This window comes from Haloplanus rubicundus (genome assembly GCF_003342675.1).
In the GTDB taxonomy this organism is placed as follows: Archaea; Halobacteriota; Halobacteria; order Halobacteriales; family Haloferacaceae; genus Haloplanus; species Haloplanus rubicundus.
Window position 1 is genome coordinate 338,770 of the sequence record NZ_CP031148.1, and the last position, 24,529, is coordinate 363,298.

Annotated in this window: 28 protein-coding genes and 1 pseudogene; 15 read left to right on the forward strand and 14 right to left on the reverse strand. The window is 70.5% G+C overall.

Going from position 1 to position 24,529, the window contains the following annotated elements:
- Nucleotides 1-21 precede the first annotated feature (21 nt).
- Nucleotides 22-405 (reverse strand): helix-turn-helix domain-containing protein, encoded by a 384-nt coding sequence (locus DU484_RS02595; RefSeq protein WP_114605035.1) that lies wholly within the window; start codon nt 403-405, stop codon nt 22-24.
- 65 nt (nt 406-470) lie between these two features.
- Nucleotides 471-707, reverse strand: coding sequence for a hypothetical protein (locus DU484_RS02600; RefSeq protein WP_114584636.1), 237 nt, complete (start codon nt 705-707; stop codon nt 471-473).
- Nucleotides 708-794: 87 nt separating this feature from the next.
- Between DU484_RS02600 and DU484_RS02605 the strand changes: the two genes are divergently transcribed.
- The 4 genes from DU484_RS02605 (at nt 795) to DU484_RS02620 (ending at nt 5,968) form a co-directional block, all read left to right on the forward strand.
- Nucleotides 795-3,032: an ATP-dependent DNA helicase gene (locus tag DU484_RS02605; RefSeq protein WP_114605036.1), complete on the forward strand. Its 2,238-nt coding sequence runs from the start codon at nt 795-797 to the stop codon at nt 3,030-3,032.
- Nucleotides 3,029-3,532, forward strand: coding sequence for a KEOPS complex subunit Cgi121 (gene cgi121 / locus DU484_RS02610; protein ID WP_114584638.1), 504 nt, complete (start codon nt 3,029-3,031; stop codon nt 3,530-3,532). Before DU484_RS02605 ends, cgi121 begins: the two co-directional genes overlap by 4 nt.
- 129 nt (nt 3,533-3,661) lie before the next feature.
- On the forward strand, nt 3,662-5,377 hold the full coding sequence (locus tag DU484_RS02615; RefSeq protein ID WP_114584639.1) for a formate--tetrahydrofolate ligase: 1,716 nt from the start codon (nt 3,662-3,664) through the stop codon (nt 5,375-5,377).
- Nucleotides 5,378-5,650: 273 nt separating this feature from the next.
- Nucleotides 5,651-5,968 (forward strand): hypothetical protein, encoded by a 318-nt coding sequence (locus tag DU484_RS02620; RefSeq protein ID WP_114584640.1) that lies wholly within the window; start codon nt 5,651-5,653, stop codon nt 5,966-5,968.
- Here DU484_RS02620 and DU484_RS02625 read toward each other — a convergent pair.
- Complete coding sequence (locus DU484_RS02625) at nt 5,965-6,303, reverse strand: hypothetical protein (RefSeq protein ID WP_114605037.1); 339 nt, start codon at nt 6,301-6,303, stop codon at nt 5,965-5,967. The two genes, DU484_RS02620 and DU484_RS02625, sit on opposite strands and share 4 nt — an antisense overlap.
- Nucleotides 6,304-6,373: 70 nt before the next feature.
- Between DU484_RS02625 and DU484_RS02630 the strand changes: the two genes are divergently transcribed.
- On the forward strand, nt 6,374-7,033 hold the full coding sequence (locus DU484_RS02630) for a precorrin-2 dehydrogenase/sirohydrochlorin ferrochelatase family protein (RefSeq protein ID WP_114605038.1): 660 nt from the start codon (nt 6,374-6,376) through the stop codon (nt 7,031-7,033).
- 28 nt (nt 7,034-7,061) lie between these two features.
- On the opposite strand, the gene DU484_RS02635 is transcribed toward DU484_RS02630, so the two are convergent.
- The 6 genes from DU484_RS02635 to DU484_RS02660 all read right to left on the reverse strand — a co-directional run bounded on the left by DU484_RS02635 (nt 7,062) and on the right by DU484_RS02660 (nt 11,815).
- Nucleotides 7,062-7,403 carry a ferredoxin gene (locus DU484_RS02635; RefSeq protein ID WP_114584643.1) on the reverse strand — a complete coding sequence of 114 codons (342 nt, stop codon included), beginning with the start codon at nt 7,401-7,403 and terminating at the stop codon, nt 7,062-7,064.
- Between the two features lie 30 nt (nt 7,404-7,433).
- On the reverse strand, nt 7,434-8,450 hold the full coding sequence (locus tag DU484_RS02640; protein ID WP_114606697.1) for an anthranilate phosphoribosyltransferase: 1,017 nt from the start codon (nt 8,448-8,450) through the stop codon (nt 7,434-7,436).
- A gap of 34 nt (nt 8,451-8,484) precedes the next feature.
- Nucleotides 8,485-9,312 carry a uroporphyrinogen-III C-methyltransferase gene (cobA, locus tag DU484_RS02645; protein WP_187347801.1) on the reverse strand — a complete coding sequence of 276 codons (828 nt, stop codon included), beginning with the start codon at nt 9,310-9,312 and terminating at the stop codon, nt 8,485-8,487.
- Nucleotides 9,313-9,322: 10 nt separating this feature from the next.
- Nucleotides 9,323-9,607, reverse strand: coding sequence for a DUF6360 family protein (locus tag DU484_RS02650; protein WP_114605039.1), 285 nt, complete (start codon nt 9,605-9,607; stop codon nt 9,323-9,325).
- Nucleotides 9,608-9,609: 2 nt separating this feature from the next.
- Nucleotides 9,610-11,388: a nitrite/sulfite reductase gene (locus tag DU484_RS02655; protein WP_114605040.1), complete on the reverse strand. Its 1,779-nt coding sequence runs from the start codon at nt 11,386-11,388 to the stop codon at nt 9,610-9,612.
- A gap of 85 nt (nt 11,389-11,473) precedes the next feature.
- Nucleotides 11,474-11,815, reverse strand: a complete 342-nt coding sequence (locus DU484_RS02660) for a hypothetical protein (RefSeq protein ID WP_114584647.1) — start codon at nt 11,813-11,815, stop codon at nt 11,474-11,476.
- A gap of 228 nt (nt 11,816-12,043) precedes the next feature.
- Here DU484_RS02660 and DU484_RS19885 point away from each other — a divergent pair, with 228 nt between their 5' ends.
- Nucleotides 12,044-12,205, forward strand: a complete 162-nt coding sequence (locus tag DU484_RS19885; protein ID WP_187347749.1) for a hypothetical protein — start codon at nt 12,044-12,046, stop codon at nt 12,203-12,205.
- A 16-nt stretch (nt 12,206-12,221) separates the two neighbouring features.
- Here the strand turns inward: DU484_RS19885 and DU484_RS02665 are convergent, their stop codons facing one another.
- Nucleotides 12,222-13,352, reverse strand: coding sequence for a glycosyltransferase family 4 protein (locus tag DU484_RS02665; RefSeq protein ID WP_114605041.1), 1,131 nt, complete (start codon nt 13,350-13,352; stop codon nt 12,222-12,224).
- Nucleotides 13,353-13,509: 157 nt separating this feature from the next.
- Between DU484_RS02665 and DU484_RS02670 the strand changes: the two genes are divergently transcribed.
- From DU484_RS02670 to DU484_RS02695, 6 genes are read left to right on the forward strand one after another with little or no spacing between them, the layout of a single operon-like run.
- A complete protein-coding gene (locus DU484_RS02670; RefSeq protein WP_114605042.1) occupies nt 13,510-15,477 on the forward strand; it encodes an aldo/keto reductase in 1,968 nt (655 codons plus the stop codon).
- The gene (locus DU484_RS02675) at nt 15,474-16,268 is read left to right on the forward strand and encodes a CDP-alcohol phosphatidyltransferase family protein (RefSeq protein WP_114584650.1); all 795 of its coding nucleotides are present in this window, start codon (nt 15,474-15,476) and stop codon (nt 16,266-16,268) included. The genes DU484_RS02670 and DU484_RS02675 overlap by 4 nt, the downstream gene beginning before the upstream one ends.
- Nucleotides 16,269-16,288: 20 nt before the next feature.
- Entirely contained in the window at nt 16,289-17,341 is a 1,053-nt protein-coding gene (locus tag DU484_RS02680) for a zinc-dependent alcohol dehydrogenase (protein ID WP_114584651.1), read from the forward strand.
- 47 nt (nt 17,342-17,388) lie between these two features.
- A complete protein-coding gene (locus DU484_RS02685; protein ID WP_114605043.1) occupies nt 17,389-17,769 on the forward strand; it encodes a 6-pyruvoyl trahydropterin synthase family protein in 381 nt (126 codons plus the stop codon).
- Nucleotides 17,766-18,584 carry a class I SAM-dependent methyltransferase gene (locus DU484_RS02690; protein ID WP_114605044.1) on the forward strand — a complete coding sequence of 273 codons (819 nt, stop codon included), beginning with the start codon at nt 17,766-17,768 and terminating at the stop codon, nt 18,582-18,584. The genes DU484_RS02685 and DU484_RS02690 overlap by 4 nt, the downstream gene beginning before the upstream one ends.
- Nucleotides 18,585-18,586: 2 nt before the next feature.
- The gene (locus DU484_RS02695; RefSeq protein ID WP_114605045.1) at nt 18,587-19,633 is read left to right on the forward strand and encodes a lysylphosphatidylglycerol synthase transmembrane domain-containing protein; all 1,047 of its coding nucleotides are present in this window, start codon (nt 18,587-18,589) and stop codon (nt 19,631-19,633) included.
- Here DU484_RS02695 and DU484_RS02700 read toward each other — a convergent pair.
- A complete protein-coding gene (locus DU484_RS02700; RefSeq protein WP_114584655.1) occupies nt 19,619-19,993 on the reverse strand; it encodes a DUF7475 family protein in 375 nt (124 codons plus the stop codon). The two genes, DU484_RS02695 and DU484_RS02700, sit on opposite strands and share 15 nt — an antisense overlap.
- A gap of 80 nt (nt 19,994-20,073) precedes the next feature.
- Here DU484_RS02700 and DU484_RS02705 point away from each other — a divergent pair, with 80 nt between their 5' ends.
- Complete coding sequence (locus DU484_RS02705; RefSeq protein ID WP_114605046.1) at nt 20,074-20,784, forward strand: glycosyltransferase family A protein; 711 nt, start codon at nt 20,074-20,076, stop codon at nt 20,782-20,784.
- Nucleotides 20,785-20,803: 19 nt separating this feature from the next.
- On the opposite strand, the gene DU484_RS02710 is transcribed toward DU484_RS02705, so the two are convergent.
- Complete coding sequence (locus tag DU484_RS02710; protein WP_114584657.1) at nt 20,804-21,049, reverse strand: hypothetical protein; 246 nt, start codon at nt 21,047-21,049, stop codon at nt 20,804-20,806.
- 159 nt (nt 21,050-21,208) lie between these two features.
- Nucleotides 21,209-21,457, reverse strand: coding sequence for a hypothetical protein (locus DU484_RS02715; protein ID WP_157969492.1), 249 nt, complete (start codon nt 21,455-21,457; stop codon nt 21,209-21,211).
- Between the two features lie 70 nt (nt 21,458-21,527).
- Between DU484_RS02715 and DU484_RS02720 the strand changes: the two genes are divergently transcribed.
- Nucleotides 21,528-22,520, forward strand: a complete 993-nt coding sequence (locus DU484_RS02720; RefSeq protein WP_114584659.1) for a type II glyceraldehyde-3-phosphate dehydrogenase — start codon at nt 21,528-21,530, stop codon at nt 22,518-22,520.
- 42 nt (nt 22,521-22,562) lie between these two features.
- A pseudogene (locus tag DU484_RS02725) lies at nt 22,563-23,870 on the forward strand (putative PEP-binding protein); the annotation flags it as partial.
- A 17-nt stretch (nt 23,871-23,887) separates the two neighbouring features.
- Here the strand turns inward: DU484_RS02725 and DU484_RS02730 are convergent.
- Entirely contained in the window at nt 23,888-24,520 is a 633-nt protein-coding gene (locus DU484_RS02730) for a hypothetical protein (RefSeq protein WP_114605047.1), read from the reverse strand.
- Nucleotides 24,521-24,529 lie beyond the last annotated feature (9 nt).

The following is a 24,529-nucleotide window of genomic DNA, read 5'->3' on the forward strand; positions in this document are numbered from 1 at the left end:
AGGGAAAAACGGGACGGGTTCTCACTCCGCACCGAAGCCCTCGATGGCCTCGTGAACCTGCTCGACCCACGCGTCGAGGGTGCGATGCATCAGCTCCTTGGCCTCGGGGAGCGGCGTCGCGGTGTACTGGTAGACGTAGCCGCCGGGGTCGAGCAGCCGGCGTTCCCGGTCGGCCAACCCCTTCTCCAGCAGCGTCGTGAGCGACCGGTTGACGTTGCTCCGGTCGCGGTCGAGGTCCTCCGCGAGTTCGGCGACCGTGCTTCCGGGGTTGTCGAGGAGGACGAGGTACGTTCGGCTCTCGTGGTCCTGAATCCCGAAGACACAGGAGAGAACGTGCTGGAATCCCGGTTCCTCGACGCCGACGAGCTCCTCGATGTCGGGCGCGTCGGTGTCGGTGTCTGACATACCCGTCGTTGGCCCCGGGTGACGTTAAAACTGCGGCACGGCCGCGTGGCTCTCTCCCATCCCGGCTACGCGTCCCGGCTGTACCCCATGTTCTCGATGCACGTCCGCATCTCCTCGACCGACCGATGTTTGTGAAGCGTCGTCGGCGTATCACAGTAGTACGTGGTGCCGTCGTGACGGAGCGTCACCTCGTGGGTGCCGCCGAGCATCTCGACGCGCACGACGAGGCGCTGGCCCGAATCGAGGGCGTCGAGAATCTCCGCCGCGGTCCACTCGCCCGCCTCGATGGTCTGGGTCGCCATCGACGGATGGTCGGACGGACGCGACTTAATCGTGGCGCGAGTCCGGACCCGACAAGTTAAACGCGGGGACGCGCCAAAGCCGGGTAGATGCACCCGACGGACGTGCCCGGCCTCCCGCCGGGCGTCCCCGAACATCTCGTCGAGTCGGGGATCGAGGAACTCTACCCGCCACAGGCCGCCGCCGTCGACGCCGGCGTGACCGACGGCGAGAGCCTCGTCGCCAGCGTCCCCACGGCCAGCGGCAAGACCCTGATCGCGGAACTCGCCATGCTGTCGAGCGTCGAGCGCGGCGGCACGGCGCTCTACGTCGTCCCCCTCCGCGCCCTCGCCAGCGAGAAGAAGGCGGAGTTCGAGCGCTGGGCCGACTTCGACGTCGACGTGGGCGTCTCGACGGGCAACTACGAGTCGAGCGAGGAGTGGCTCTCCAGCCGCGACATCGTCGTCGCGACGAGCGAGAAGGTGGACTCGCTGGTGCGCAACGGCGCGCCGTGGATCGACGACCTCACCTGCGTCGTCGCCGACGAGGTCCACCTCGTCGACGACCCGAATCGCGGCCCGACACTGGAGGTGACGCTCGCGAAACTCCGGCGGATCAACTCGGGGCTACAGGTCGTCGCGCTCTCGGCGACCGTCGACAACGCCGACGAGGTGGCCGACTGGCTCGACGCCGAACTCGTCAAGTCGGACTGGCGGCCGATCGACCTCCGGACCGGCGTCCACTACGGCGACGCCATCACCTTCGACGACGGCGAGCAACGCGAGGTGCCCGTCGGCCGGGGGGAACGCCCCACGGCCGCCCTCGTCGCCGACACCCTCGAGGAGGACGGCTCGTCGCTCGTCTTCGTCAACTCCCGTCGGAACGCGGAGGCGGCGGCGCGGCGGCTGGCCGACGTGACCGAGAGCGCCCTGACGCCCGACGAGCGGGCGGCACTGGCCGACGTGGCCGACGAGGTGGCCGCCGCCTCCGACACCGAGACGAGCGAGGACCTCGCCGCGGTGGTGCGGAAGGGCGCCGCCTTCCACCACGCCGGCCTCTCGGCCGACCACCGGTCGCTCGTCGAGGACGCCTTCCGCGACAGGAAGTTGAAGGCCATCTGTGCCACCCCGACGCTCGCGGCCGGCGTCAACACGCCCAGCCGGCGGGTGATCGTCCGCGACTGGCGGCGCTACGACGGCGAGTTCGGCGGCATGAAACCCCTCGAGACGCTGGAGGTCCACCAGATGTTCGGCCGCGCGGGCCGGCCCGGACTCGACCCCTACGGCGAGGCGGTGTTGCTGGCAAAGGACCACGACACCATGGACGAACTGTTCGAGCGGTACGTGTGGGCCGATCCGGAGCCAGTGCGGTCGAAACTCGCCCGGGAGCCGGCGATGCGCACCCACCTGCTGGCGACGGTGGCGTCCGGATTCGCCCGCACGCGCGATGGCCTGCTCGACTTCCTCGAGGGGACGCTGTACGCCGCCCAGACCGACGAGGGGGACCGGCTGGCGTCGGTCGTCGACTCGACGCTCGACTACCTCGCCGCCAACGATTTCGTGGACCACGAGGGCGACGAGGTGACCGCCACGAGCCTCGGCCACACCGTCTCTCGGCTCTACCTCGACCCGATGAGTGCGGCCGAAATCGTGGGCGGCCTCCGCGACGCCGACGACCCCACCCCGCTCGGATGCTATCACCTCGTCTGCCGGACGCCGGACATGTACGAACTCTACCTGAAGTCGGGGGATCGGGAGACCTACACCGAACTCTGCTACGAACGGGAGGAAGAGTTCCTCGGACGCGTCCCCTCGGAGTTCGAGGACGTGCGCTTCGAGGAGTGGCTGTCGGCGCTGAAGACGGCGAAGTTGTTGGAAGACTGGGCAAGCGAGGTGGACGAGGACCGAATCACCGAGCGCTACGGCGTCGGTCCCGGCGACGTGCGGGGGAAAGTCGACACCGCGGAGTGGTTGCTGGGCGCGGCCGAGCGACTCGCGACCGACCTCGACCTCGACTGCGTCGTCGCGGTCCGGGAGGCGAAAAAGCGCGTCCAGTACGGCGTCCGCGAGGAACTGCTCGATCTGGCAGGGGTGCGCAACGTGGGGCGCAAGCGCGCCCGCCGGCTCTACGAGGCGGGGGTCGAGTCCCGCGCCGACCTGCGCGAGGCCGACAAGGCCGTCGTCCTCGGCGCGCTCCGGGGGCGCGAGCGGACCGCCGAGCGCATCCTGGAGAACGCGGGGCGGCGCGACCCGTCGATGGAGACGGTGAGCGTCGACGTGGAGGACGGGGGCGACACCTCGGACGCCCGAGACGCCGACGGCCAGGCCAGCCTGGGTGATTTCGGATGAGAGTCGTCGAAGGCGTCGCGGAGATAGCCGACCTCGACGCCTTCCTCGCCCGACTGGACGGGATTGCGGCTGACCACGGCGTCACGGTACAGGCGTTCGACGCGCGCTACGTCGTCGGCCGGGGCCACCTCGAACGCGCGGTCGAACTGGCGGACCGGGCCATCGCCCGGGAGGAGAACGTGGCGCGGGAGCGGGGCGTGGAGATCCTGCTGTACGCGGCCGGCCGCCGACAGATCGACGACGCGCTGGCGATGGGAGTACAGGAGGGGCGGACGCCGGCGGCCGTCGTCGTCAGCGACGCCGCGGGCGACGGGTCGAGGGAGGCGGCCGCGGCGGACGACGTCGCGGCCCTGCTCGATCCGGCGGCGACGCTCGACGACTACGACGCCGACCGGGTGCGGGCCTTCTTCGACGTGACCGCGGCGGAACTCGACGCGACGGACGGCGACCTGACCGACCTCGTCGCCGAACGGGTCGCGCTGCTCGACGTGGAGAAGTGAGGGAGGCGACGGGTCGTCGCGGACCGGTCAGGCGGGGACGTCCCTAAAGAGCGGCGGGGGTTCCGGTAAAAACCCGTGTCAAAAACGCCCCCGGCGCTTACATAGGCACCCATCCTGTATCTTCCCAGAATGGCTTCGGATGACACTGACGGCGAGGACGCACCGACGGACATGGAGATCGCGCGCGCGGCGGAGACGCGCCCCATCGAGGACGTAGCGGGTGATCTCGGGCTCGGTCCCGAGGACCTAGACCCGCAGGGCAACGGCATCGCCAAGATCGAACAGGACGCGATCCAGCGGACGCTCACCGACGCCGAGGAGGGGAACCTCATCCTCGTCACGGGGACGACGGCGACGCCGAAGGGCGCAGGGAAGACGGTGACGACCGTCGGCCTCGGCCAGGGGCTGAACCACCTCGGCGAGCGCGGCGTGGTCGCGGTCCGCGAGCCGTCGCTCGGTCCCGTCTTCGGCATCAAGGGTGGCGCCGCGGGCGGTGGCTACTCGCAGGTGCTCCCGATGGAGGACATCAACCTCCACTTCACGGGCGACCTCCACGCGCTGACGACGGCGCACAACCTCGTCTCGGCCACCCTCGACACCAAGATCCACTACGGCAACGAACTCGACGTCGACGTCGACGAGGTGAGCTGGAAGCGCGCGCTCGACATGAACGACCGGGCGCTCCGGGAGGTCGTGGTCGGTCTCGGCGGCTCGACCAACGGCCCGCCCCGGGAGGACGGCTTCCAGATCACGGCCGCCTCGGAGGTGATGGCGGTGCTCTGTCTCGCGGACTCGCTCGCGGACCTCAAGGAACGACTCTCGCGGACCATCGTCGCCTACGACTCGACGGGCGACCCCGTCACTGTCTCGGACCTCGGCATCGAGGGCGCGATGGCGATGCTCCTGAAGGACGCCCTGCGGCCCAACCTGGTCCAGACCATCGAGGGCTCGCCCGCGTTCGTCCACGGCGGTCCCTTCGCCAACATCGCCCACGGCACCAACTCGCTGGTGGCGGACAAACTCGGCCTCGCGCTGGGCGACTACCTCGTCACCGAGGCGGGCTTCGCCGCCGACCTCGGCTTCGAGAAGTTCGGCAACATCGTCTCCCGCCACGGCGTCGCGCCCGACGCGGTGGTGCTCACGACCGCCGTCCGGTCGATGAAGTACCACGGCCTGGAGATGTGGCCGGTCGACTACGACGAACTGAAGGAACCGAACCCCGAGGCCGTGAGCGACGGCATGGTGAACCTCGACCACCACGCCGGCATCGTCGAGCGGTTCGACGTGCCCTTCGTCGTCGCCATCAACCGCTTCCCGACGGACACGGACGCGGAGATTCAGGCCATCGTCGACCACTGCGAGGAACAGGGCTACCCGGTCGTCGTCTCGAACGCCTTCGCCGACGGCGGGGAGGGCGCCGCGGAACTCGCCGAGACGGCGAAGGATCTCGCCGACAGCGACGAGGGCGACTTCGAACCCCTCTACGACCTCGACGCGAGCCTGGAGGAGAAGATCCGAACCGTCGCCACGGACGTGTACGGTGCCGAGGGCGCCCACTTCACCGAGGACGCTCAGGACGACCTGGAACGACTGGAGGAACAGGGCTACGGCGACATGCCGGTCTGCCTGTCGAAGACCCAGCACTCGACGACCGACGATCCGACGCGGAAGGGCGCGCCGAAAGACGACTGGACGCTCACGGTGCGTGAGTGTTACCCCGACGCCGGCGCCGGCTTCGTCGTCGTCCTGACGGGCGACGTGCTCACCATGCCCGGCCTCCCCGCCGAACCCGCGGCGGAGGGGATGGACGTGGACGCGGACGGCAACGTCAGCGGTCTCTTCTAACGCGGCAGTCTGGGGGTCGACCCCAGCCGGCTTGGTCTGTCAGGGGGGATAGAATGGAATGGAAAAGATTACCACAGTCCGATCCGAGTATTATGCCGTCCGCCGGTCAGTGGAGGCACCCCACACGTCGATTATCGTCGTGCCGGTGGACAGCTGATCGCCGATCGCGAACCGTGGCGTCCCCCCCTGCCACGGTTTCTCCCCCCTTTCGAACGTCGGCGAGCCGATCGAGACGGCTACACGTTCAATAGCGTCGCGGCCGTACTCCTCCCCGTGTCAGACAACGTCCCGACCGTCACCTGCGAACGGTGCGGTCGCGAGTGGGAGCTCTCGTACGAACTCGACGAACTGATGGCCGGCAATCGCGCTATCGAACAGTTCGCGCTCGACCACGAACGCCACACGGGGCACTATCCGGACGGCGTGTCGACGTGGCGGGCGGTGTGTCGGCGGTGTCCGGACGGCGTCGAACGCCTCTCCGAGACGGCCGCCCGGCGCTGGGCGCGGACCCACGCCCGTCACACCCGCCACGACGTGACCCTCCACCACGCCGAGGGCGAAGAGACGACGCTGATCGAGGGCGGGGGCTAGCGCGGATCGCTCTCCCACCGGTAGCCACACGAACACGACGCGTACTCGGTGTCGCGCCGCGTCGCCGGGTAGAACGCGAAGTCGTCGATCCGCGATTCACAGTCCGGGCAGATCGCACAGTCGGGGACGAGGACCCCCTTGAACGTCGTGTGACACTCGGGACAGGTCACCTGTTCGTCGGGGCCGACGCCCTCGACGGTCGCCGAACACTCCGGGCACGTGTAGCGCCGGGGCGGGCCGTCGCCGCCGTACGCGGCGTCGGGGTCGGTCCAGTCGAGGTCGGTGTCGGTGTCGTCGTCCCCGATGCCGAGCCACGCGAGCACCCGCCCGAGCATGGGCCGAGATACGGCGTCGACGACAAAACAGTTCGGGGGAACTTTTCACCGCCCGCGGCGAGGATCGACCGTGATCCCACTCGTCCACGACTTCGACGGCGAGACCGTCCTCGTCTTCGGCGGCGGGACCGTCGGCGCCCGGAAGGCGCGTCGCTTCGCCCGCGAGGCGCGGGTCGTCGTCGTCAGCCCGACGTTCGCGGACGCCGACTTCGGGGAGAGCGAGTTCGTCCGCGCCGCGCCCGGCCCCGACGACGTCCCTTCGTGGCTCGACGCCGCCGACCCGGCGCTCGTCGTCGCCGCCACCGACGATGCGGCGCTCAACGCCGCCGTCGAGGCGGCAGCGAGGGGCCGAGGCGTCCTCGTCAACCGCGCGGACCGGAGCGGCGGGCGGGGCCGCGGGAGCGTCGTCGTCCCCGCCACCGTCGACGACGGTCCGGTCGGCGTGGCCGTGACGACGGGGGGCACGAGTCCAGCGGTGAGCCGGTACCTGCGCCGGGAACTGGAGTCAGTCGTCGACGGCGCGGGGGCCGTGGCGAGGGTGGTGGGGAAGCTTCGGGCGGCGTTGAAGGACCGGGGCGTCGAGCCGGATCGACGGCGGGCGGCGATCCGCGCCGTCGCCGAGTCCGAGGCGGTGTGGACGGCGGCCCGCGAGGGTGACGGCGAAGCGGTACGCGGGGCCGCCGAGCGGGTGCTGGCGGACGCGCTCGGCGACGACGGCGACGACGCCTGATACGGTCGACGGACAGCCGGCAGTCCAACTACCAGTCGACGCTCAGGCTGCCGTCGCCCGCGGGGTCGGGCGCGATCTCCTCGTCGGTGCGGCGGTCGATCACGTGGATGACCCCCCGGCCCTTCTTCGCGGGACAGACCTCGGCGGCGCGGACGTTGTGATCCAGATCGTCCTCGCCGACGTAGTACGTCTTCGGGCGGGCGAGGCCGGTGTCGAGGTCGAGGGCCCAGTTCGACGAGACTTCGGCACATTTCCCGGTGCCGATGCACTTGTTCGCCTCGAAGATGATCTTGTACGGCTTCTCGTCGACGGGCGGCGCGTCGGCGTCGCCAACGTCGCTCGGGCGGAGTACGTCGTCGGTGTCGGTCATGGGTGCGGTAGTGGCGGCGGGGGGATAAAGCTAGAACGCCCGCAGGTCGTCGAGGACGGCGGCGGCCGACCCGTCGTCGACGGCCGCACGGGCGGCGTCGAGGGCCGAATCGAGGGAGTCGGCGTCGTCGCGGGCGTAGATCCGGACGGCGGCGTTGAGGGCGACGGCGTCGTACCAGTGGTCGGTCCGGTCGCCGGCGACCACCTCGCGGGTGAGGCGGGCGCTGTCTTCGGCCACGTCGTCGACCTGTAGGTCTTCTTCCGCGAAGTCCATGCCGTACGCGGCCGTCTCGATTTCGTAGTCGTCGAAGCCGCCGGTCGCCGACCAGTCGGCCACCTTGGTGTAGCCGGGGCGGATGTCGTCGTAGCCCTCCATCCCCTGGAACATGACAACTCGATCCAGGTCGTGGAACGCGCTCTCCGCGAACGTCTCGACCACCTTCTTCGCGAACGCGAGGTGGTAGAAGGAGCCGAGGTGGACGCTCGCGCCGGCGGGGTTGGCGAGCGTCTCGACGGTGTTGACGAACGTGCGCACGCCCATCCGGTCCCGGGCGTCGAACAGGTCGGCGACGGCGGGGTTGAACGCGGGCTGGTAGTAGAAGCCAACGCCCGTCTCGTCGACCATGGCGGCGGAGTCGCGGGGGGTCAACTCCGTCGCGACGCCGAGTTCGTCGAGGACGTGTTTGTACACGTCCTGTTTCTGGGTGGGTGTCCGGTCGCCGGAGTGGGCGACGACGGGCGTGCCGGCGCCGGCGGCGACGACGCCCGCGGCGACGCCGAGGATGGCGGTCCGGCCCTTGCCGTCGTAGTTGGCGCCGCAGTCGACGGGGTCGGCGTCGGGGGTGGCGTACTCGGCGCGCTCACACATCTCGTCGGTGAAGGCCGCGAGTTCTTCGGGCGTGTTGTGTTTCCAGCGGTTGGCGAGCCAGAAGGCGCCGAGCGTGGTCGGGTAGGGGTCGCCGTCGAAGATGCGGCGCATGGCCTCGGCGGCCTGTTCGCGGGTCATGTCCTCCGCGGATTTCGTCCCCGAGCCCACCACCTCGGTCATGAGGCGCTTGAGCGGCCAGTCGCCGTCGGCGGCGTCAGTCACTGTCGGTCACCCCGACGACGCCGTTGGCGGCCGTGAGCGGCGCTTCGGCCATCGCGTCGCTGCCGCCGAGACAGCGCGCGACCGTCTCGCGGACGCCGACCACGTCGCCGACGACGGTGACGGCGGGAGGTTCGACCGCCGCCGCGTCCGCCACGTCGACGATGGTGTCGAGCGTCCCCGTGACGACCCGTTCGTCGGGAAGGGTGGCGCGTTCGACCATCGCGACGGGCGTCGTGGGATCGACGCCCGCGGCGCGGAGCGCGGCCGCGTTGTCGGGGAGGCGGCCGACGCCCATCAGGATCACCAGCGTCCCGCCGGCGGAGACGAGATCCGAGAGGGCGCCCCAGTCGAGGGCGCTGTCCGCCTTCGTCGGGTCCTCGTGGCCGGTGACGACGGCGAGCGCCGAGGCGTGGTCGCGGTGGGTCGCCGGGATGCCGGCGACGCCGGGCGCGGCGACGGCGCTCGTAATGCCGGGGACGACCTCGAAGGGGACGTTGTGGCGCGCGAGGTGTTCGGCTTCCTCGCCGCCGCGGGCGAAGATGGTGGGGTCGCCGCCCTTCAGGCGGACCACCTCGCGGCCGGCCTTGGCCTCCCGGATCAGCCGGTCGTTGATCTCGGCTTGCGGCGTCCGGTCGCCGTTGGCGCGTTTCCCGACGTTCTCGACGCGCACGTCGTCGGGGATGGTGTCGACGACGCCGTCGCCCACGAGCGAGTCGTGGAGGACCACGTCGGCCGAATCGAGGAGGCGCCGGGCCTTCACCGTCACGAGTTCGGGGTCGCCCGGACCGGCGCCGACGAGATACACCGTGCCGGTCGTCATGGTGCTCACGTCACTCCCCCTCCGCGGCCGCCACGCGGTCGGCGGCGCTCCCCAGTTCGTCCGCGAGGGTCCGCGCCTCGGCGGCCGAGAGCGTCACCCGGTCGGCGTGGGGCGGCACCGACTCCAACTCGGTGTTGTCGAGTTCGAGTTCGAGCGTGATCTCCTCGGGGTTCTCGCGGGCCGTCCGCACGTTGAGCGTGGCGAACGCTCCCTCCTCGAAGCCGTGGCCCTCGACGCTCGCGTCGAGCAGGTCGAACGTCGTGAAGGCGTTGACCTTCAGCACGCGGTCGGCCATGGTCAGTCGTCGGAGGGGAGCGGTTCGCCCTGCCCGTCCGTCGGCGCGGGCGAGGCGTCCATCGACGTGTCCTCGGCGTAGGGATACCACGTCATCTTCGTGTTGCCGAGGTACGGGTCCTCGTAGCTCGTCTCCTCGGACTCGGCGAGGGCGGCGAGTTCGTCCTCGTCGCGGTCGGCGACGAAGTCACGGAAGGACTCCTCCGGCCCGGCGCGCTCCTCCTCGTACGTTTCGAGGAGATTGGCGATGTAGCCGGGCACCTCGTCGGCGGGGACGCGCATCTTCACCCAGTCGGCGAACTGCGGGTTCTCGCCGAGGCCGCCGCCCAGCCCCACGTCGAACGCCTCGACGGCGTCGCCGTCCTTGCGCGTCTTCATGCCGCGCAGGCTGACGTCGGCGATCTGTGGCTGGGCACACGAGGCGGTACAGCCCGAGAGGTGGATGTGGAAGTCCTCGACGCCCTCGGGAACGGGAACGTTGTCCCGCAGCCAGCGCCCGTACCGGACCATTCGGTTCTTCGTCTCGACGATGGATAGCGAGCAGTATTCGGTGCCCGTACACGCGATGGAGCCGCGCAGGAACGGGTGTGGGTCCGGCGAGTAGTCGTCGAGGAGGTCCTCGGCGAGGAAGTCGTCCAGGTCCTCGTCGGCGATGTCACCGACGATGACGTTCTGACGCTGGGTCAGGCCGATCATCTCGGAGCCGTACGCCTCGGCGAGGTCGGCGAGTTGGATCACGTCGTCGGCGGCCATGCGGCCGACGAGGACGTAGAGACCGAGAAAGTTCTGGCCGTCGTGCTGGTCGTGGACGCCGATGTAGTCGCCGGGGGCGTCGGCGCGGCCGGCGTTGTAGTCGTACTCGTCGCGAAGGCCCTCGCCGGCGGTCGGGAGTTCGTAGTCGACGTACTCGTCCTGCAGGACCGAGCGCACTTTCTCCGGTCCCCACTCGTCGACGAGGAACTTGATGCGGGCGTTGAAGCGGTCCTCGCGGTCGCCGTAGTCACGGAAGAGCGCCGAGAGCCCCGCGGCTACGTCCGTGGCGTTCTCGGGGCGGCAGAAGACGTCGATGTCGCGGGCGAACCGGGGTTCCTTGCGGGCGAGGCCGCCGCCGACGTTGACGTTGAAGCCGGCCACCTCCTCGCCGTCCAGTTCCTTGGTCGCGGGTTCGAAGGCGAGGTCGTTGATGTCGCCCTGCCCGGAGCCGCGGCGGTCGCCGGTCATCGCCACCTTCCACTTCCGGGGCAGGTTGGCGTAGAGGTCGTTGCCCTTGAACGTCTCGTGGAGTTCCTGGACGACCGGCCAGACGTCGATGAGTTCGTCGGCGTCGCGGCCGGCAACCGGGGAGCCCACGATGTTGCGCCACGAGTCGCCACACGCCTGAATCGTCGAGAGACCGACCGACTCCAGTTCGTCCCAGATGTCCGCGATGTCCTCCACCTTGATCCAGTGGAGCTGGATCGACTGGCGGGTGGTGAAGTCGGCGTAGGCGTCGCCGAACTCGGGGTTCTCGACGGGGCCGGTGGCGTACTCCTTGGCCACCTCGCCGACGGTCCGAAGCTGTTCCGGCGTCATCCGGCCCATCGGCGTCCCGATGCGCATCATGAAGTAGCTCTCCTGTCCTTTCCGCTGGTGGTACAGGCCCCACCATTTGAACCGCTCGAACCAGGCGTCGTGCTCGTCTTCCGGAATGGCGTCCCATCCCTCCTCGGCGAACCGCAAGAGATGGTCGCGTATCTCCATCCCGTAGGTCTCGTCTTTCCAGCGTTCGACCTTGGTTGGCATGGGGAGCTAGAATAGACGCGAACATATACGGTCGGGCACGTCGTCAACCTTCCCCGGCTCTCCGGGGACACGACAAATGTTGCCGCTATCGTCGAAGCGGCGTCGCGCGTCGGGACCGGCGACCAGGAACGTGGACGCTCTCGGGGACGACGGGGCGGAACGCGCCGGTGTCGGGGTCGACGCGGCCGAGGGTGAGCCAGTCGGTGACGCCGCTCGTGCCACATTGGATGCACTGGCCGGCGACCCGCGCCTCCACGTCGGCGCCGTCGGGGGCCACTTCGACGAACCCCTCGGCGAGGAAGTCGGCGAGCCGGCACGGGCAGAAATCGTGGCGAGCGAGCCGCCAGAGATCGCTGACGTTCACCTCGCGGGAGTCGTTGACGCTGACCCACGCCCCGTCGTCAAGCTGGTGAACCGAGGTGGTCATGACCTCCGATACCGCCCCGACGGCGGTAAGCCCGTCGGCGGCTGCGACGCTTGCCGGTCCTCGGACGGGAAATTGGGGGGTGATTCGGGCGTGATCGACGGACGAGGTCGGGATTCGTCCCGAAACCGCCCGTCACGGATACCGGAAAGGACCGCCCCAATACGGGAGAACGGGTAGCAATTATGCCCGAACGCGGCCTTATGCAGACGTACCGTTTACCGGTGTTCGATGACCGAGAACAGCGAGGTTGTGACGACGCCGTCGGAGGAAACCGACGACGACGAGGCTGCGGACGCACGGAACCATCTCTCTGATGTCGAACCCGGGGCTGGCTGTACCGAAATCTGGGAACACCTGAGCGAGACGCGCGACGACGCCGAGGGGAACTGATCCCGTCCGCAGGGCGCTATCCTCCGCGCTCGCTCTCCGCCCGCAGGAGCGCCGCGACTCCCTCACGAACCGCCGCGTGGAACCGGTCGCTCGCGTAGCGGTCCCGCGGGAGCGTGGGCCGGGCGTCGTCCACAATCGCCGCGGCAATCGTCGCCACGGCGTCGGGCGTCGAATCGAACAGCCGGTCCGAACGGCCGGCGAGCACCTCCCGCTGGCCGCCGGCGTCGGGCGCGAACGCCACCATCCCCGCGGCGACGTACTCGGCGACCGCCATCCCGAAGTGTTCCTCGGGCTTGCAGTTCAGGCCGTAGCGGTGGGTGGCGAGTAGCTCCGTCACCCGCTCGGGGGGTGCGTCGCGGTCGAGGTGGACGTACGGCCGGTCGGCGGCCGCGGCCGCCACCCGTCGGCCGTAGTCGGCGTAGATGGTCGACGACGACCCGACGAGGTGGAGATGCAGGTCGTACCCCCGAGCGCGGACGCCGTCGACGACGTCGATGGCCCGGAGCGGGCGCTTGTCCGGCGCGAGACGGCCGAGGACGACGACGCCGGTCTCCCGCTCGGCCCACGGCCGCGGGTTCGGGACGGGATCGACCGGCGGGTGGAGCACGTCGGGGCGCCGTCCGTAGATGGCTTCGACGGCGTCGGCCGTCCACGCGGAGTTGGCGAGGAGACGGGCGTCGTCCGGGAGCCGTCGGTCGCCGACGCCGGCCAACCGACTCCACAGCGGGTCGAGACGGGGCGTCCCGCCGGCCGGGGCGTGCCGGCGATTGAACTGCGGGAAGTGGACGTACTGGAGCGAGGGGAGCGGGAGGGCGAACTCGTTGGCGGTGCTGACGGCGGCGTCGAAGTCGGCGGCGTGCGGGGCGAAGAGGCGGCGGAGCAGGACGCTCCGCGCCGCCAGTTGCGGGCCGTAGCGGTCGGGGAGGGCATCGAACCCCCGGCAGACGAGTTCGGTCCCGGGCGGTCGGCGGACCCGCACATCGGCGTCGGTGTCGAAGAGTGCGTTGAGTTCCGCGAGCGACGAGCGGGAGAGGGTGACCAGCGTCACGTCGTGGACGGCCTGAAGCGCCTCGCAGACGTGGAGACAGACGGTGTCGGCGCCGCCGCGGCCGTCGAGCGTGTTGTGGAGGACCGCCACCCGTGCCATGTCTGCCCGTCGGGGGGCGACCGTCTTATACTGCCGGCTGTAACTGTTTCAAGATCCCCGTCACTCCGGGGTGACGGGGGTCTTGGTTGACTTACAGCCGGCAGTATCAACTCCCATCCGGCGCGGGACTTTTCACGACAGCACCCTGCCAGGAGGTATGGAGTGTGCGTTCGTGGGGTGTGGGGCGGTTGCCCGGAAGTACGCCGCCACGGTCGACGCCTCGGCGCTCTCGGTGACGGCGGTCTGTGACCTCGATGCCGACCGCGCCGCTGCCTTCGCGGCCGACCACGACGCCGCGGCGTACACCGACCTCGACGCGATGCTCGACGCCGAGGCGGTCCCTCTGGTGCTGAACCTCACGGGCCACGACGCCCACGCCGCGGTGACCGAGCGCGCCCTGCGGGCGGGGCGCCACGTCTGGAGCGAGAAACCGCTCGCCGTCGACGCCGACCGGGCGCGGAAACTGGTCGCGCTCGCCGAGCGCCGGGGGCTGGCGCTCGGCTGTGCGCCGATCAACGCCGACTGCGAGGCCCAGCGACACGCGGGGAGGGCGCTCGCGGACGGCCGCCTCGGGACGGTGCGCCTGGCCTACGCCCACGCCCACGTCGGCCGGGTGACCGCGTGGCACGACGACCCCGACGCCTTCCTCCGGGTCGGGCCGCTGTACGACGGTGCGGTCTACCCCCTCACCCTCCTCGTGGCGTGGTTCGGTCCCGTCGAGCGGGTTCGAGTCGCCGACGCCACCGACCCGTGGCCGGACCGCGAGGCGAAGCGGCCGGCGCGACCGAGTCACGTCGAGGCGACGCTCGCGTTCGCCGATGGCCCGCTGGTCCGCCTGACGGCGAGTTTCTACGCCCCCCACCGGAGCCGGGAGTTCACGAGCCTCGAACTGCACGGCGACGACGGCTCGCTCTACCTCGACGACGCCGGTGACCTCGGCGGCGAGGCGGGCCACCGCGTCGCCTTCGGGCGCGAGGGGCGGGGCTACGCGCCGATGCCCATCCAGAAGCCGTCGCGGCGGACCCCCTACCTCGCCGGACCGGAGCGACTGGCCGCGAGCGTCCGGCGGGGGCGGCCCGACCGGGCGTCGGCGCGGCGCGCGAGCCACGTCGTCGCCGTCTGTAACGCCGTCGAGCGGGCCGACGAGGCGGGGACGAGCGTCGCCGTCACGGACGCCGGCGTCGACCGACCCGACCGGCAGCGGGTGGCGTGGTGCGGCGCGGAGGAGGCCCCCCACCCGCCCGACGCCGCGCTCCGCCTCCCGCCTGTCGGCTTCGGCTGTTCGCGCTACCGCGGCGACGAGTACGTCGACCGCCGGGACTCCATCGCGACGGCACTCGACGCCGGCTACCGCTTGCTCGACTCCGCGGAGCTGTACGGCAACGAGGCGCGGATCGGCGAGCTACTGGCGGCGCCGGGAACCCCGGACCGCGACGCGCTCTTTCTCGCAAGCAAGGTCTGGAACACGAACCACGGCCACGTCGCGGAGGCCTGCGAGACGACGCTCGACGAACTCGGCGTCGACGCCCTCGACTGTTACCTGCTCCACTGGCCGGACGCGTGGGAATACACCGGTCCCCTGCGCCGCCTCGCCGAGTTGCCGGTCGCGAAGCAGGAGGCACGCACCTTCCCGGAGGACGACGACGGGGAGCGGGCGACGGCCGACGTGAGTCTGGAGGAGGCGTGGCGAGGGCTGGAGACCCTCCACGACCGCGGCCTCGCGGCGTCGCTCGGGGTCTGTAACGTCGACCGTGCGACGCTATCGCGGGTCGTCGAGTTCGCACGGGTGCCACCGGCGGTCGTGCAGGTCGAACACCACCCATACCGCCCACAGCGCGACCTGGTGTCGTGGTGTCACGAGCGGGGGATTCGGGTGGTCGCCCACTCGCCGCTGTCGGCGCCGGGGCTCCTCGACGACGCCGCGGTCCGGGAGACGGCGGCGGAGATGGGCGTCTCGCCCGCGGCGGCCGTCGTCGCCTGGAACGTCGACCGGGGCGTCGTCCCCATCCCGTCGAGCACCGACTCCGACCACGTCGTCGAGAACCTCGCCGCCGCGGGCTATCGCCTCACCGACGCGGACCGGGAGCGCCTGGCGACCCTCGAAGATCCGGAGTTCGGCCGATGAGCGGGGAGACCGTCCACGAGCGACGGCGGGCGGCGGCGACGGCGACGGTCGGGGCGGCGGCGGCCGCCGTCGCCGTCGGGGGGTGGACGCTCGTCGCCGACGCCGCCTCGCACGACGCGGCGAACCGGTGGGTGTTGGTCGCCGGGGCGGTGCTGGCGTACGAAGTCGCCTACCTCGCGTACCATCTCGACGCCGACGGCGTCGGCTCGGCGTTCGCCCCGCCGAACCTGGTTACGCTGGTCCGCGGCGGGCTGTACGCCGCGACGGCGGGGTTCGTCTTCGTAGCGCCAGACCCGACGATACGGTGGGTGCCCGCGGCGTGTTACGGGGCGGGCGTCGTCCTCGATTACGTCGACGGGAGCCTCGCCCGGCGGACCGGGCGCACCACGGACCTCGGGGCGAAACTCGACCTCGCGTTCGACACCCTCGGCTTCCTCGTCGCGCCGCTGGTGGCCGTCGCGTGGGGTCGCCTCCCCGTCGCGTACCTCTCGTTGTCGGCCGCGCGGTACGTCTACCGGGCGGGGATCGGGTGGCGAGAGTACCGGGGACGGTCGGTCGGTGACCTGCCCCCGAGCCGGATTCGCCGCCCACTGGCCGCGCTCCAGATGGGCTTCATCGCCGTCGCGCTGGCACCCGTCCTGCCGGCGTCGGTGCTCCACCCGCTCGCCCTCGTCGTCGTTGCGCCGTCGCTCGCGGTGTTCGCGCGGGACTATCTGGCCGTCACGGGGCGGCTGGGATCGGTACCGTCGGTCGCGTCGGAGCCGACCGACGAGGGCGGCAGTATGAAGTGAGCCGCGACGCTAGGGTGGGCGTGACAGGGAGCGTCGAGGGCGGGCGATCCGGTGTCGACCCGCCAACGAGCGGCCGATCACTCTACTTCGCCGGCCCCCGAACGGTACGGATCGAATCCGAGACGGTGCCCGACCCCGGCCCGGACGAGGTGATCGTCGAGGCGCGCGTCTCGGCAGTGAGTTCGGGCACCGAACTCCTGATCTACCGGGGGGAGATGCCCCAAGACCTGCCGGCCGACGAAACCATCGACGCCCTCGCGGGTGACCTCACGTACCCGCTCAAATACGGCTACGCGACGGTCGGCGACGTGGCCGCGACGGGGGGGAACGTCGACGACGGCTGGCGCGGCCGGACGGTCTTCGCGTTCAATCCCCACGAGAGCCACTTCACGGCGAAGCCGGCCGACCTCGTGCCCGTGCCGGCGGACGTGTCGCCGGCGACGGCCGCCCTCCTCCCCACCGCGGAGACGGCGACGACGCTCGTGATGGACGGCCGCCCGCGGGTCGGCGAACGGGTCGTCGTCTTCGGCGCCGGGATGGTCGGGCTGGTCACGACGAGCATCCTCGCCGAGTTCCCGCTGGAGCGACTGACGGTGGTCGAACCCGTTTCCCACCGGCGGGAGATGGCGGCGACCCTCGGCGCCGACGAGACGCTCACGCCCGCCGACGCGGCGCAGGTCGGGACGCGGGGCGACCCGCCCGGGGCCGACCTGGCGTACGAACTCTCCGGCCAGCCTGCGACGCTGGACGACGCCATCGACGCCGTCGGCTACGACGGGCGGGTCGTCGTCGGATCGTGGTACGGGCGCAAGCGCGCCGAGACGGATCTCGGCGGCTTCTTCCACCGCAACCGGATCGACGTCTCGTCGAGTCAGGTGAGCACGCTCGCGCCAGACCTGCGGGGACGGTGGACGAAAGAGCGCCGGATGGGGACCGCGTGGGAGCGCCTGCGCGACGTGCCCACCGACCGCCTCGTGACCCACCGCGTCCCCTTCGCGGACGCCGCGGAGGCCTACCGCCTGCTCGACGAGGGGCCGGAGAACGCGCTGCAGGTGCTGTTGACCCACGAGTAGGCGACACGCGGCCGACAGTATAAGTCGCTCCCGGGCCACGAACGAATATGTACCGGCTCTCGGTCTCACGGGACTTCGTCGCCCAGCATTTCCTCACCGTCCCGAACCCCGGCCCGGAGGGGGAGGTCCACAGCCACCACTTCGAGGTGGCCGTCCGTCTCGCCGGTCCCGAACTGAACGAGTACGGCTACCTCGTCGACATCGACGCCGTGAACGACGCGCTCGACGCCCTCGAGGACCGGTATCGCGACGCGCTCCTGAACGACCTACCGGAGTTCGAGGGGCGAAATCCGAGCGTCGAGCGATTCGCCCGCCTGTTCGGCGACCGGTTCGTCGACCGGGTACCCACCGAGGTGCCCACGGAACTGACCGTCCGGATGTGGGAAGACGAGGACGCGTGGGCGAGCCACGAGCGCACCCTCCGATGAACCACGCCGACGGGCAGTATCTCGAAGCGAAACGGACGGTGGACGACCGGGCGCTCGACCGGCGCGTCCGCGACCGGTTTCTCGACGAACTCCCCGCGGCGCCCCGAATCCGTGAGGCGGCCGCCGGGACGGGCGTCACGGTGCCGCGGCTGCTGGACTGGGGCGTCACCGCCGGCGACTACGTGGGCGTCGACCGCGACGCCGACGTGGTCGCGCTGGCCCGGGAGCGGCGAGCGAGCGAGTGTGGCGGCGAGGCGATAACGGATGGGTTTCGGGTCGACGACCTGACCGTCCGGTTCGAGCAGGGGAACGCGCTGACGGCGTTCGCGGGCGACGGCGCCGACTGTCTCGTCGCGCAGGCGTTTCTCGATCTGGTGCCCGTCGACGACGCGCTGGACGCCTTCGTCGACGCCCTGCGTCCGGGGGGGCTGGTGTACGCGCCGATCACCTTCGACGGCGAGACGGCCTTCCAGCCCGACCACCCGGCCGACGACGCCGTCGTGGCGGCGTATCACGATGCCATCGACGCCGAACCGGGGCGGGACAGCCGCGCCGGCCGCCACCTGCTCGACCGGTGTCGGGCGCGGGACGGCGACCTGCTCGCGGTCGGCGCGTCGGACTGGGTGGTCTATCCGCCCTATCCGGCCGACGAGCGGGGGTTCCTCGCGACGATTCTCGACTTCGTCGCCGCGGCAATCGAAGGGCGGGTCGACGGCGCGACCGACTGGCTGCGGACCCGTCGCCGCCAACTCGACGCCGGCGAACTGAGCTACGTCGCTCACGGCTACGACGTGCTCTATCGCGTTCCCGGGTAGCGATGCGCGCCCGGCGACGGCGGACGGCGGCGTGGACGCTCGTCGCGCTCTTGGGGCTCGCACTCTACGTGCGGGCCGTCGGCGTCGGCGCCATCGCGGCGGCGCTCGGTCGGGTCGCCCCCGTCGACGCCGCGGTACTCGTCACCGTCGGGTGGGTGCCCGTCCTCCTCTGGGGGGGCTCGCTCCACCTCGTGCTCCGGGGCCTCGACGTGCCGACGACGCTCCCGGGGTCCGTCGGACTGTTCGCGGCGGCGGGCTTTCTGAACAACGTGACGCCGTTCGGACAGGCGGGCGGTGATCCGCTCGGCGGGGCGCTGGTGGCGCGGGTCGGCGGGGTCCCCTTCGAACGGGGGCTGGCGGGCGTCGTGAGCGTGGGCGCGGCCAACGCCGTCGCGGTGGTCGGCCTCGGCGTCGTCGGGGGGAGCGTCCTCCTCGCGACGGCCGCCGGGGACGCCGCCGTCCGCGCCGCCCTCGGCGTCGCGCTGGCGCTGGTGGCGGGCGTGGGCGTCGCGGCGGTGCTCACGTGGCGGCGACGGGAGCGACTCGCCGTCGGCGTCGGCCGGGGACTCGGGCGGGCGCTCGTCGGCGTCGGGCGGGCGATACCGGGGGTCGAGCCGCCGGATCGAGGGGTCGTCGTCGACCGAGCGGCAGGGTTCGTCGCGGCGCTCGAACGGGTCGGGGGGTCGCGGCGGCGACTCGGTGCCGTCCTCCTGCTCGGCGTCGGTGGGCACCTGGCGGTGGCGACGACGCTGTGGCTGTCGCTCGCGGCGCTCGACGCCGCCGTCTCGCCCGTCCGGGTCGCCGTCGTGGTCCCGGTCGCGCGGCTCGCGGGCGCCTCGCCGACGCCGGGCGGGACCGCGAGCGCGGAGGCGCTGCTCACTGGGTTGCTCGTGGCCGTCGGCGGCGTGCCGGCACCCGTCGCCGTCGCGGCGACGCTCGTCTACCGCGCCGCGGCCTTCTGGATGCCGACGCTGGGTGGCGGCGTCGTCACCGCGGTCATGCTCGTGGCGAGCGACGGGACGGGCGGGGCGGAGTCACCGGACGGCTGAAGCCGACTGCGACTCCCGACGGTAGAGCACGACCAGAATCGCGATCAGGCCGACCTGCACCACCTTGTCGCCGATGCCGCCGGGGTTGAGCACGTTCGGCCAGTTCAGGTAGAAATAGAGGACGACCTGGAGTCCGGTGAAGGGAATCCCGACGAGATAGAGCAGCCGGCGGCGAACGTCGAGGAGGAGGAGAACGATGGCGACGAAGAAGGCGATGCCGGCGAGGACGAAGCTGGCCCCCTGGACGGTGTCGAGGGCGAGGGCGCCGAAGTAGAGGTGGACGACCCCGGTGATCGACGCCAGGACGATGCCGACCCAGTGGAGGCGCGTGAGCGACTCGGTCTCGAACGCGGATGCCATGAGGAACGGTACCACGCCGATCGATAAAACGGATGGGGTCGTGGCGCACGCTTATCGGCCACGCGCCCCACGGACCGGGCATGGGAGTCGAGTACGTCAAGCGGGCGCGGGAGCCGGCGATATCCGTCGTCGTGCCGTCGGTACCCGCGTACGACCACGAACCGACGATGGCCCGGCTGGCGGCCCAGGAGGTGGCCGTGCCCTACGAAATCGTGCTCGTCGACGACGGGAGCGCCGACCGGTCGACGGCCCGGAACCGGGGGCTCGAGGCGGCGTCGGCCGAGGTGGTGGCGATGACCGACGACGATACGCGGCCACCGGACGACTGGCTGGCGACGGCGTACGCGGCCTTCGACGCCAACCCCGACCTGGTCTGTCTGGAGGGGCCGGTGTACGGCGGCTGTCGGAGCTTCGGCCCGCGTCACTACGTCGGCTGTAACCTCGCGGCCCGGCGGGCGGCCGCCCTCGACGTGGGGGGGTTCCGGTCGGCGTTCTCCGAGTGGCGCGAGGACGTGGAGTTCGGGTGGCGGATGGAGGCCGAAGCCGACGGGCGCTGTCGCTTCGAGCCGTCGTTTCGGATGTGTCACCCGGAGGTGCCACGGACGGCGTTCGATCCGGCGCTGGAGCGGCGCCTGAAACGCGAGTATCCGGAGCGATACGCCGAGGTGATGGACGCGACGTGGACGCGGCGGCTCTATCGGCGAGCGCGGGCGGCGGGACTCACCCAGCCGATCCAGCGGGTTCGAAACGAAGTCGGGCGGCGGCTCTGGGGGGAGTGTCGAGGGGCGTGACGCGGGGTCGGAGGGTCGGTTACCGGCGACGGGCGAGGGAGCCGTAGACGGAGCAGCCGTCAAGCGGCGCCCGGAGCGTGGAGACGAACAGAATCGGAAGCATCGCGACCGCGGCCGCGGCGGCGGTCGCCGGCCCGAAAACGTGTGCAGCGAGGGCGACGACGGCGGCTGTCGCCAGCATCACTGCGCCGAGGGCGACCCGCGCGCTGTCTACGCCGCTCCCTACCCCGGTCTTCCACTGGTTCAGGTCGTCGACGGCGGCCATCGTTCTCCTTGCAAATTATGGAGGGATCCAAATATATTTAACGAGGTAATTATCGACCGTGATTAAAATGAACGATACTGAAGGATTCTGCCGATAACGTAAATGATCATTACTGACAGATGCGGCTCGCCGGGTGGCGTCGAACGAGGAGCCGGGCGATCAGGGGTCGAAACTCGCCATGTAGGAGACGTGGAGGTAGTAAAACAGGAGCATCCCGCCGAGCCAGCTGAGGATGCCGTAGGCGACGTACGCGAGGTCGGGGAGTTCGAGGTAGAAGTACATGTACGACCCGATCAGGAGGTAGACGGCGACGAAGACACCGAGGAGACGGATACCACGACTCGAGACCTGTTGTTTCGGATTGACCATAGACATCTGACGCTGGCTGTGCTGGGGGTCCCCGATCATTAAAGACGAAAGTTCATGCAAAATATGCGACTGGCGCCGACACTATATGAGGTAGCGGTCAACGACCGGTATGATTCGCGTAGGCGTCAACGGGTACGGTACCATCGGCAAACGCGTTGCCGACGCAGTGAACTCGATGCCCGACATGGAACTCGTCGGCATCGGCAAGGCCAGTCCGAACCACACGGCCGACGCGGCCGCGGAGCGGGGCTACGACATCTACGTCCCCGACGGGCGCGAGGACCGCTGGGACGACGTGGGGATGGCCGTCGCGGGTGACATCGAGGATCTCATCGACGCGAGCGACATCGTCGCCGACGCGACGCCGGCCGGGATGGGCGCGGAGTACCGCCCCATCTACGAGGACCACGACACCCCCGCCCTGTTCCAGGGCGGCGAGGGCGCGGACGTGGCCGAGGCGAGCTTCACCGCCCGCGCCAACTACTCGGAAGCGACGGACAAAGAGTACGTCCGGATCGTCTCCTGTAACACGACGGGGCTGAACCGGATGTTCGCGCCGCTCCACGAGGAGTACGGCGTCGAGCGCGCGTCCATCACGCTCGTGCGCTGTCGGGGCGAGCACGCGGTCATCTCGGCCGATCCGGTCGGTCTCCCCTCCCACCACGGCCCGGACGCGCTCGAAGTGATCCCCGACATGGGGCCGGTGATGACGATGGGTATGAAGGTGCCGACGGTTCGGCACCACTTCCACGGCATCAACGTCGAACTCGGCGCGGAGCCGAGCGCCGCGGAGGTCCGTGACCTGCTCGCCTCGCAGTCGCGCATCCACGTCGTCGACGGCGACCTGGGCATCGACTCGGGGTGGGAGCTGCAGGAGTTCGCCCTCGACCGGGGCCGCGACCGGATGAACCTCTACGAGAACCAGATCTTCGAGGACTCCATCAGCATGGACGGGCCGCAGCTCCACCTCTTCCAGTCCATCCACCGCGAGAGCGACGTGGTGCCGGAGAACGTGGACGCCATCCGCGCGATGATGGGCGAGGCCGACGCCGAGGAGAGCATCGAACTGACGAACGACGTGATGGGCATCGGCGACATTTAAATGGCAAACCAGACCGAGGCAGTCGACGAGGAGTTGGAACCGGGAACGGAACTCACGACGGGCTACGGATCGAGTCCCGGCGTCGCGACCGGCCCCGTGAAGATCATCGAGGACATCGAGGAGGCCGACCGCATCGACGAGGGCGACGTCATCGTCACCGAGATGACCGCGCCCGACATGGTGCCGGCGATGAAGCGGTCCGCGGGCATCCTCACCGACGAGGGCGGGATGACCTCCCACGCGGCCATCGTCTCGCGCGAACTCGGCGTCCCCGCCATCGTCGGCTGTGGCGACGCGACCGACGTGCTCACCGACGGCCAGCGGGTCACACTCGACGGGCAGAAGGGAACGGTCGTCGTCGCGGAAGAAGAAGTCGAGGACGCCGAACCGGAGGGGAGTCGAGACGTGGAAGGTGGCAGCGGCGGCCCGCCGACCACGGCCACCGAGGTGAAGGTGAACGTCTCCATCCCCGACGCGGCCCAGCGGGCGGCCGACACCGGCGCCGACGGCGTGGGGCTCCTGCGGCTGGAACACATCCTGCTCTCGACGAGCAAGACGCCGGAAAAGTACGTCGCCGACCACGGCGAGGAGGCGTTCGTCAAGGAGATTTCCGAGGAGATTCGGAAGGTGGCGGACGCGTTCTACCCACGGCCGGTCCGTGCCCGGACCCTCGACGCGCCGACGGACGAACTCGCGGAGCTGGAGGGCGGCGAGAGCGAACCCCACGAACACAATCCGATGCTCGGCTACCGCGGCATCCGGCGGTCGCTGAAGGAGCCGGAGATGGTCAAACTCGAACTGCGGGCGTTCAAGCGCCTGCACGACATGGGCTACGACAACGTCGAGGTCATGTTCCCGCTGCCGAACGACGCGTCGGACGTGCGGCGGGCGCGGGAGCTGATGGACGAGGTGGGCATCGACCGGGAGAAACACGACTGGGGCGCGATGGTCGAGACGCCGGCCAGCATCCGCGCCATCGACGAAATCATCGACGAGGGCATCGACTTCGTCGCCCTCGGCACCAACGACATCGTACAGTTCATGCTCGCGGTCGACCGCAACAACGCGCAGGTCGCCGACCGCTTCGACGACTTCCACCCCACGATTCTGGAGGCGATGGCGGAGGTCATCGAGGCGTGTAACGAGCACGACGTGGACACGACGATCACCGGCCAGTCGGGGTCCCACCCGGACATGGCGAAGTTCCTCGTCGAGAAGGGGATCACCTCCCTCTCGTCGAACATCGACGCCGTCGACGAGGTGCGCCGCGTCGTCGCCCGCGCCGAGCGGAAGCTCCAGCTCGACGAGGCGCGGAAGCACGTCGACGACCCCGGACCGCGACTCGGGTGAGCGCGGCCCGCGGCCGACTACCCCGCCAGCGGGAGGGTCGCCCGCCCGGTGACGCGAACCGTCTTTTCGAGGAGTCCGGGACCGGATGCCTGTAGCGTGAACGAACAGTGCAGCCGCTCCGGAAGTGGGGCCGTCCCCGGGTCGAAGACGGCCGGTATCTCGACGGTCCCCCCTGTCTCGACGTTCCGGAGTTCGACGGTAGTCCGGCGAACGTCCCCGCGGAGGTCGTAGTACGTCGAGAACGCCTCCCACTGCCCGGGTGGGGCGACCCGGACGCTGTGGTGGAGCGTCGCCTCGTACGTCGTCGGCGGCCACAGTCGGAACCGGACCCGGTCGAGCCGATAGTCGCGGTACGGCTCGCTCGCGGCGATACCGCCGACAGTCGAGTCGAGCGTGAGCCGCAGGGCTGGCGGGAGCGACGCCCGACGGCGACGACCGTCGACCGCGACCCCGGCGTCGCCGAGGCCGTCACGGTCGCCGTCGCGGGGGGGATACTGCCAGCGCAGTTCGCCGTCCTCGACCGTCGCTTCGGCGTCGAGGCGTTCGGGACCGAGGCGGCCGCTACAGCCGCCGAGACTCCCGATGATCGCCGTTCCAAGTCCCGCGAGGGCGTGTCGTCGCGAGCGTCCGTCGGAGCGTGTGGAGGGCATCGGATGCGC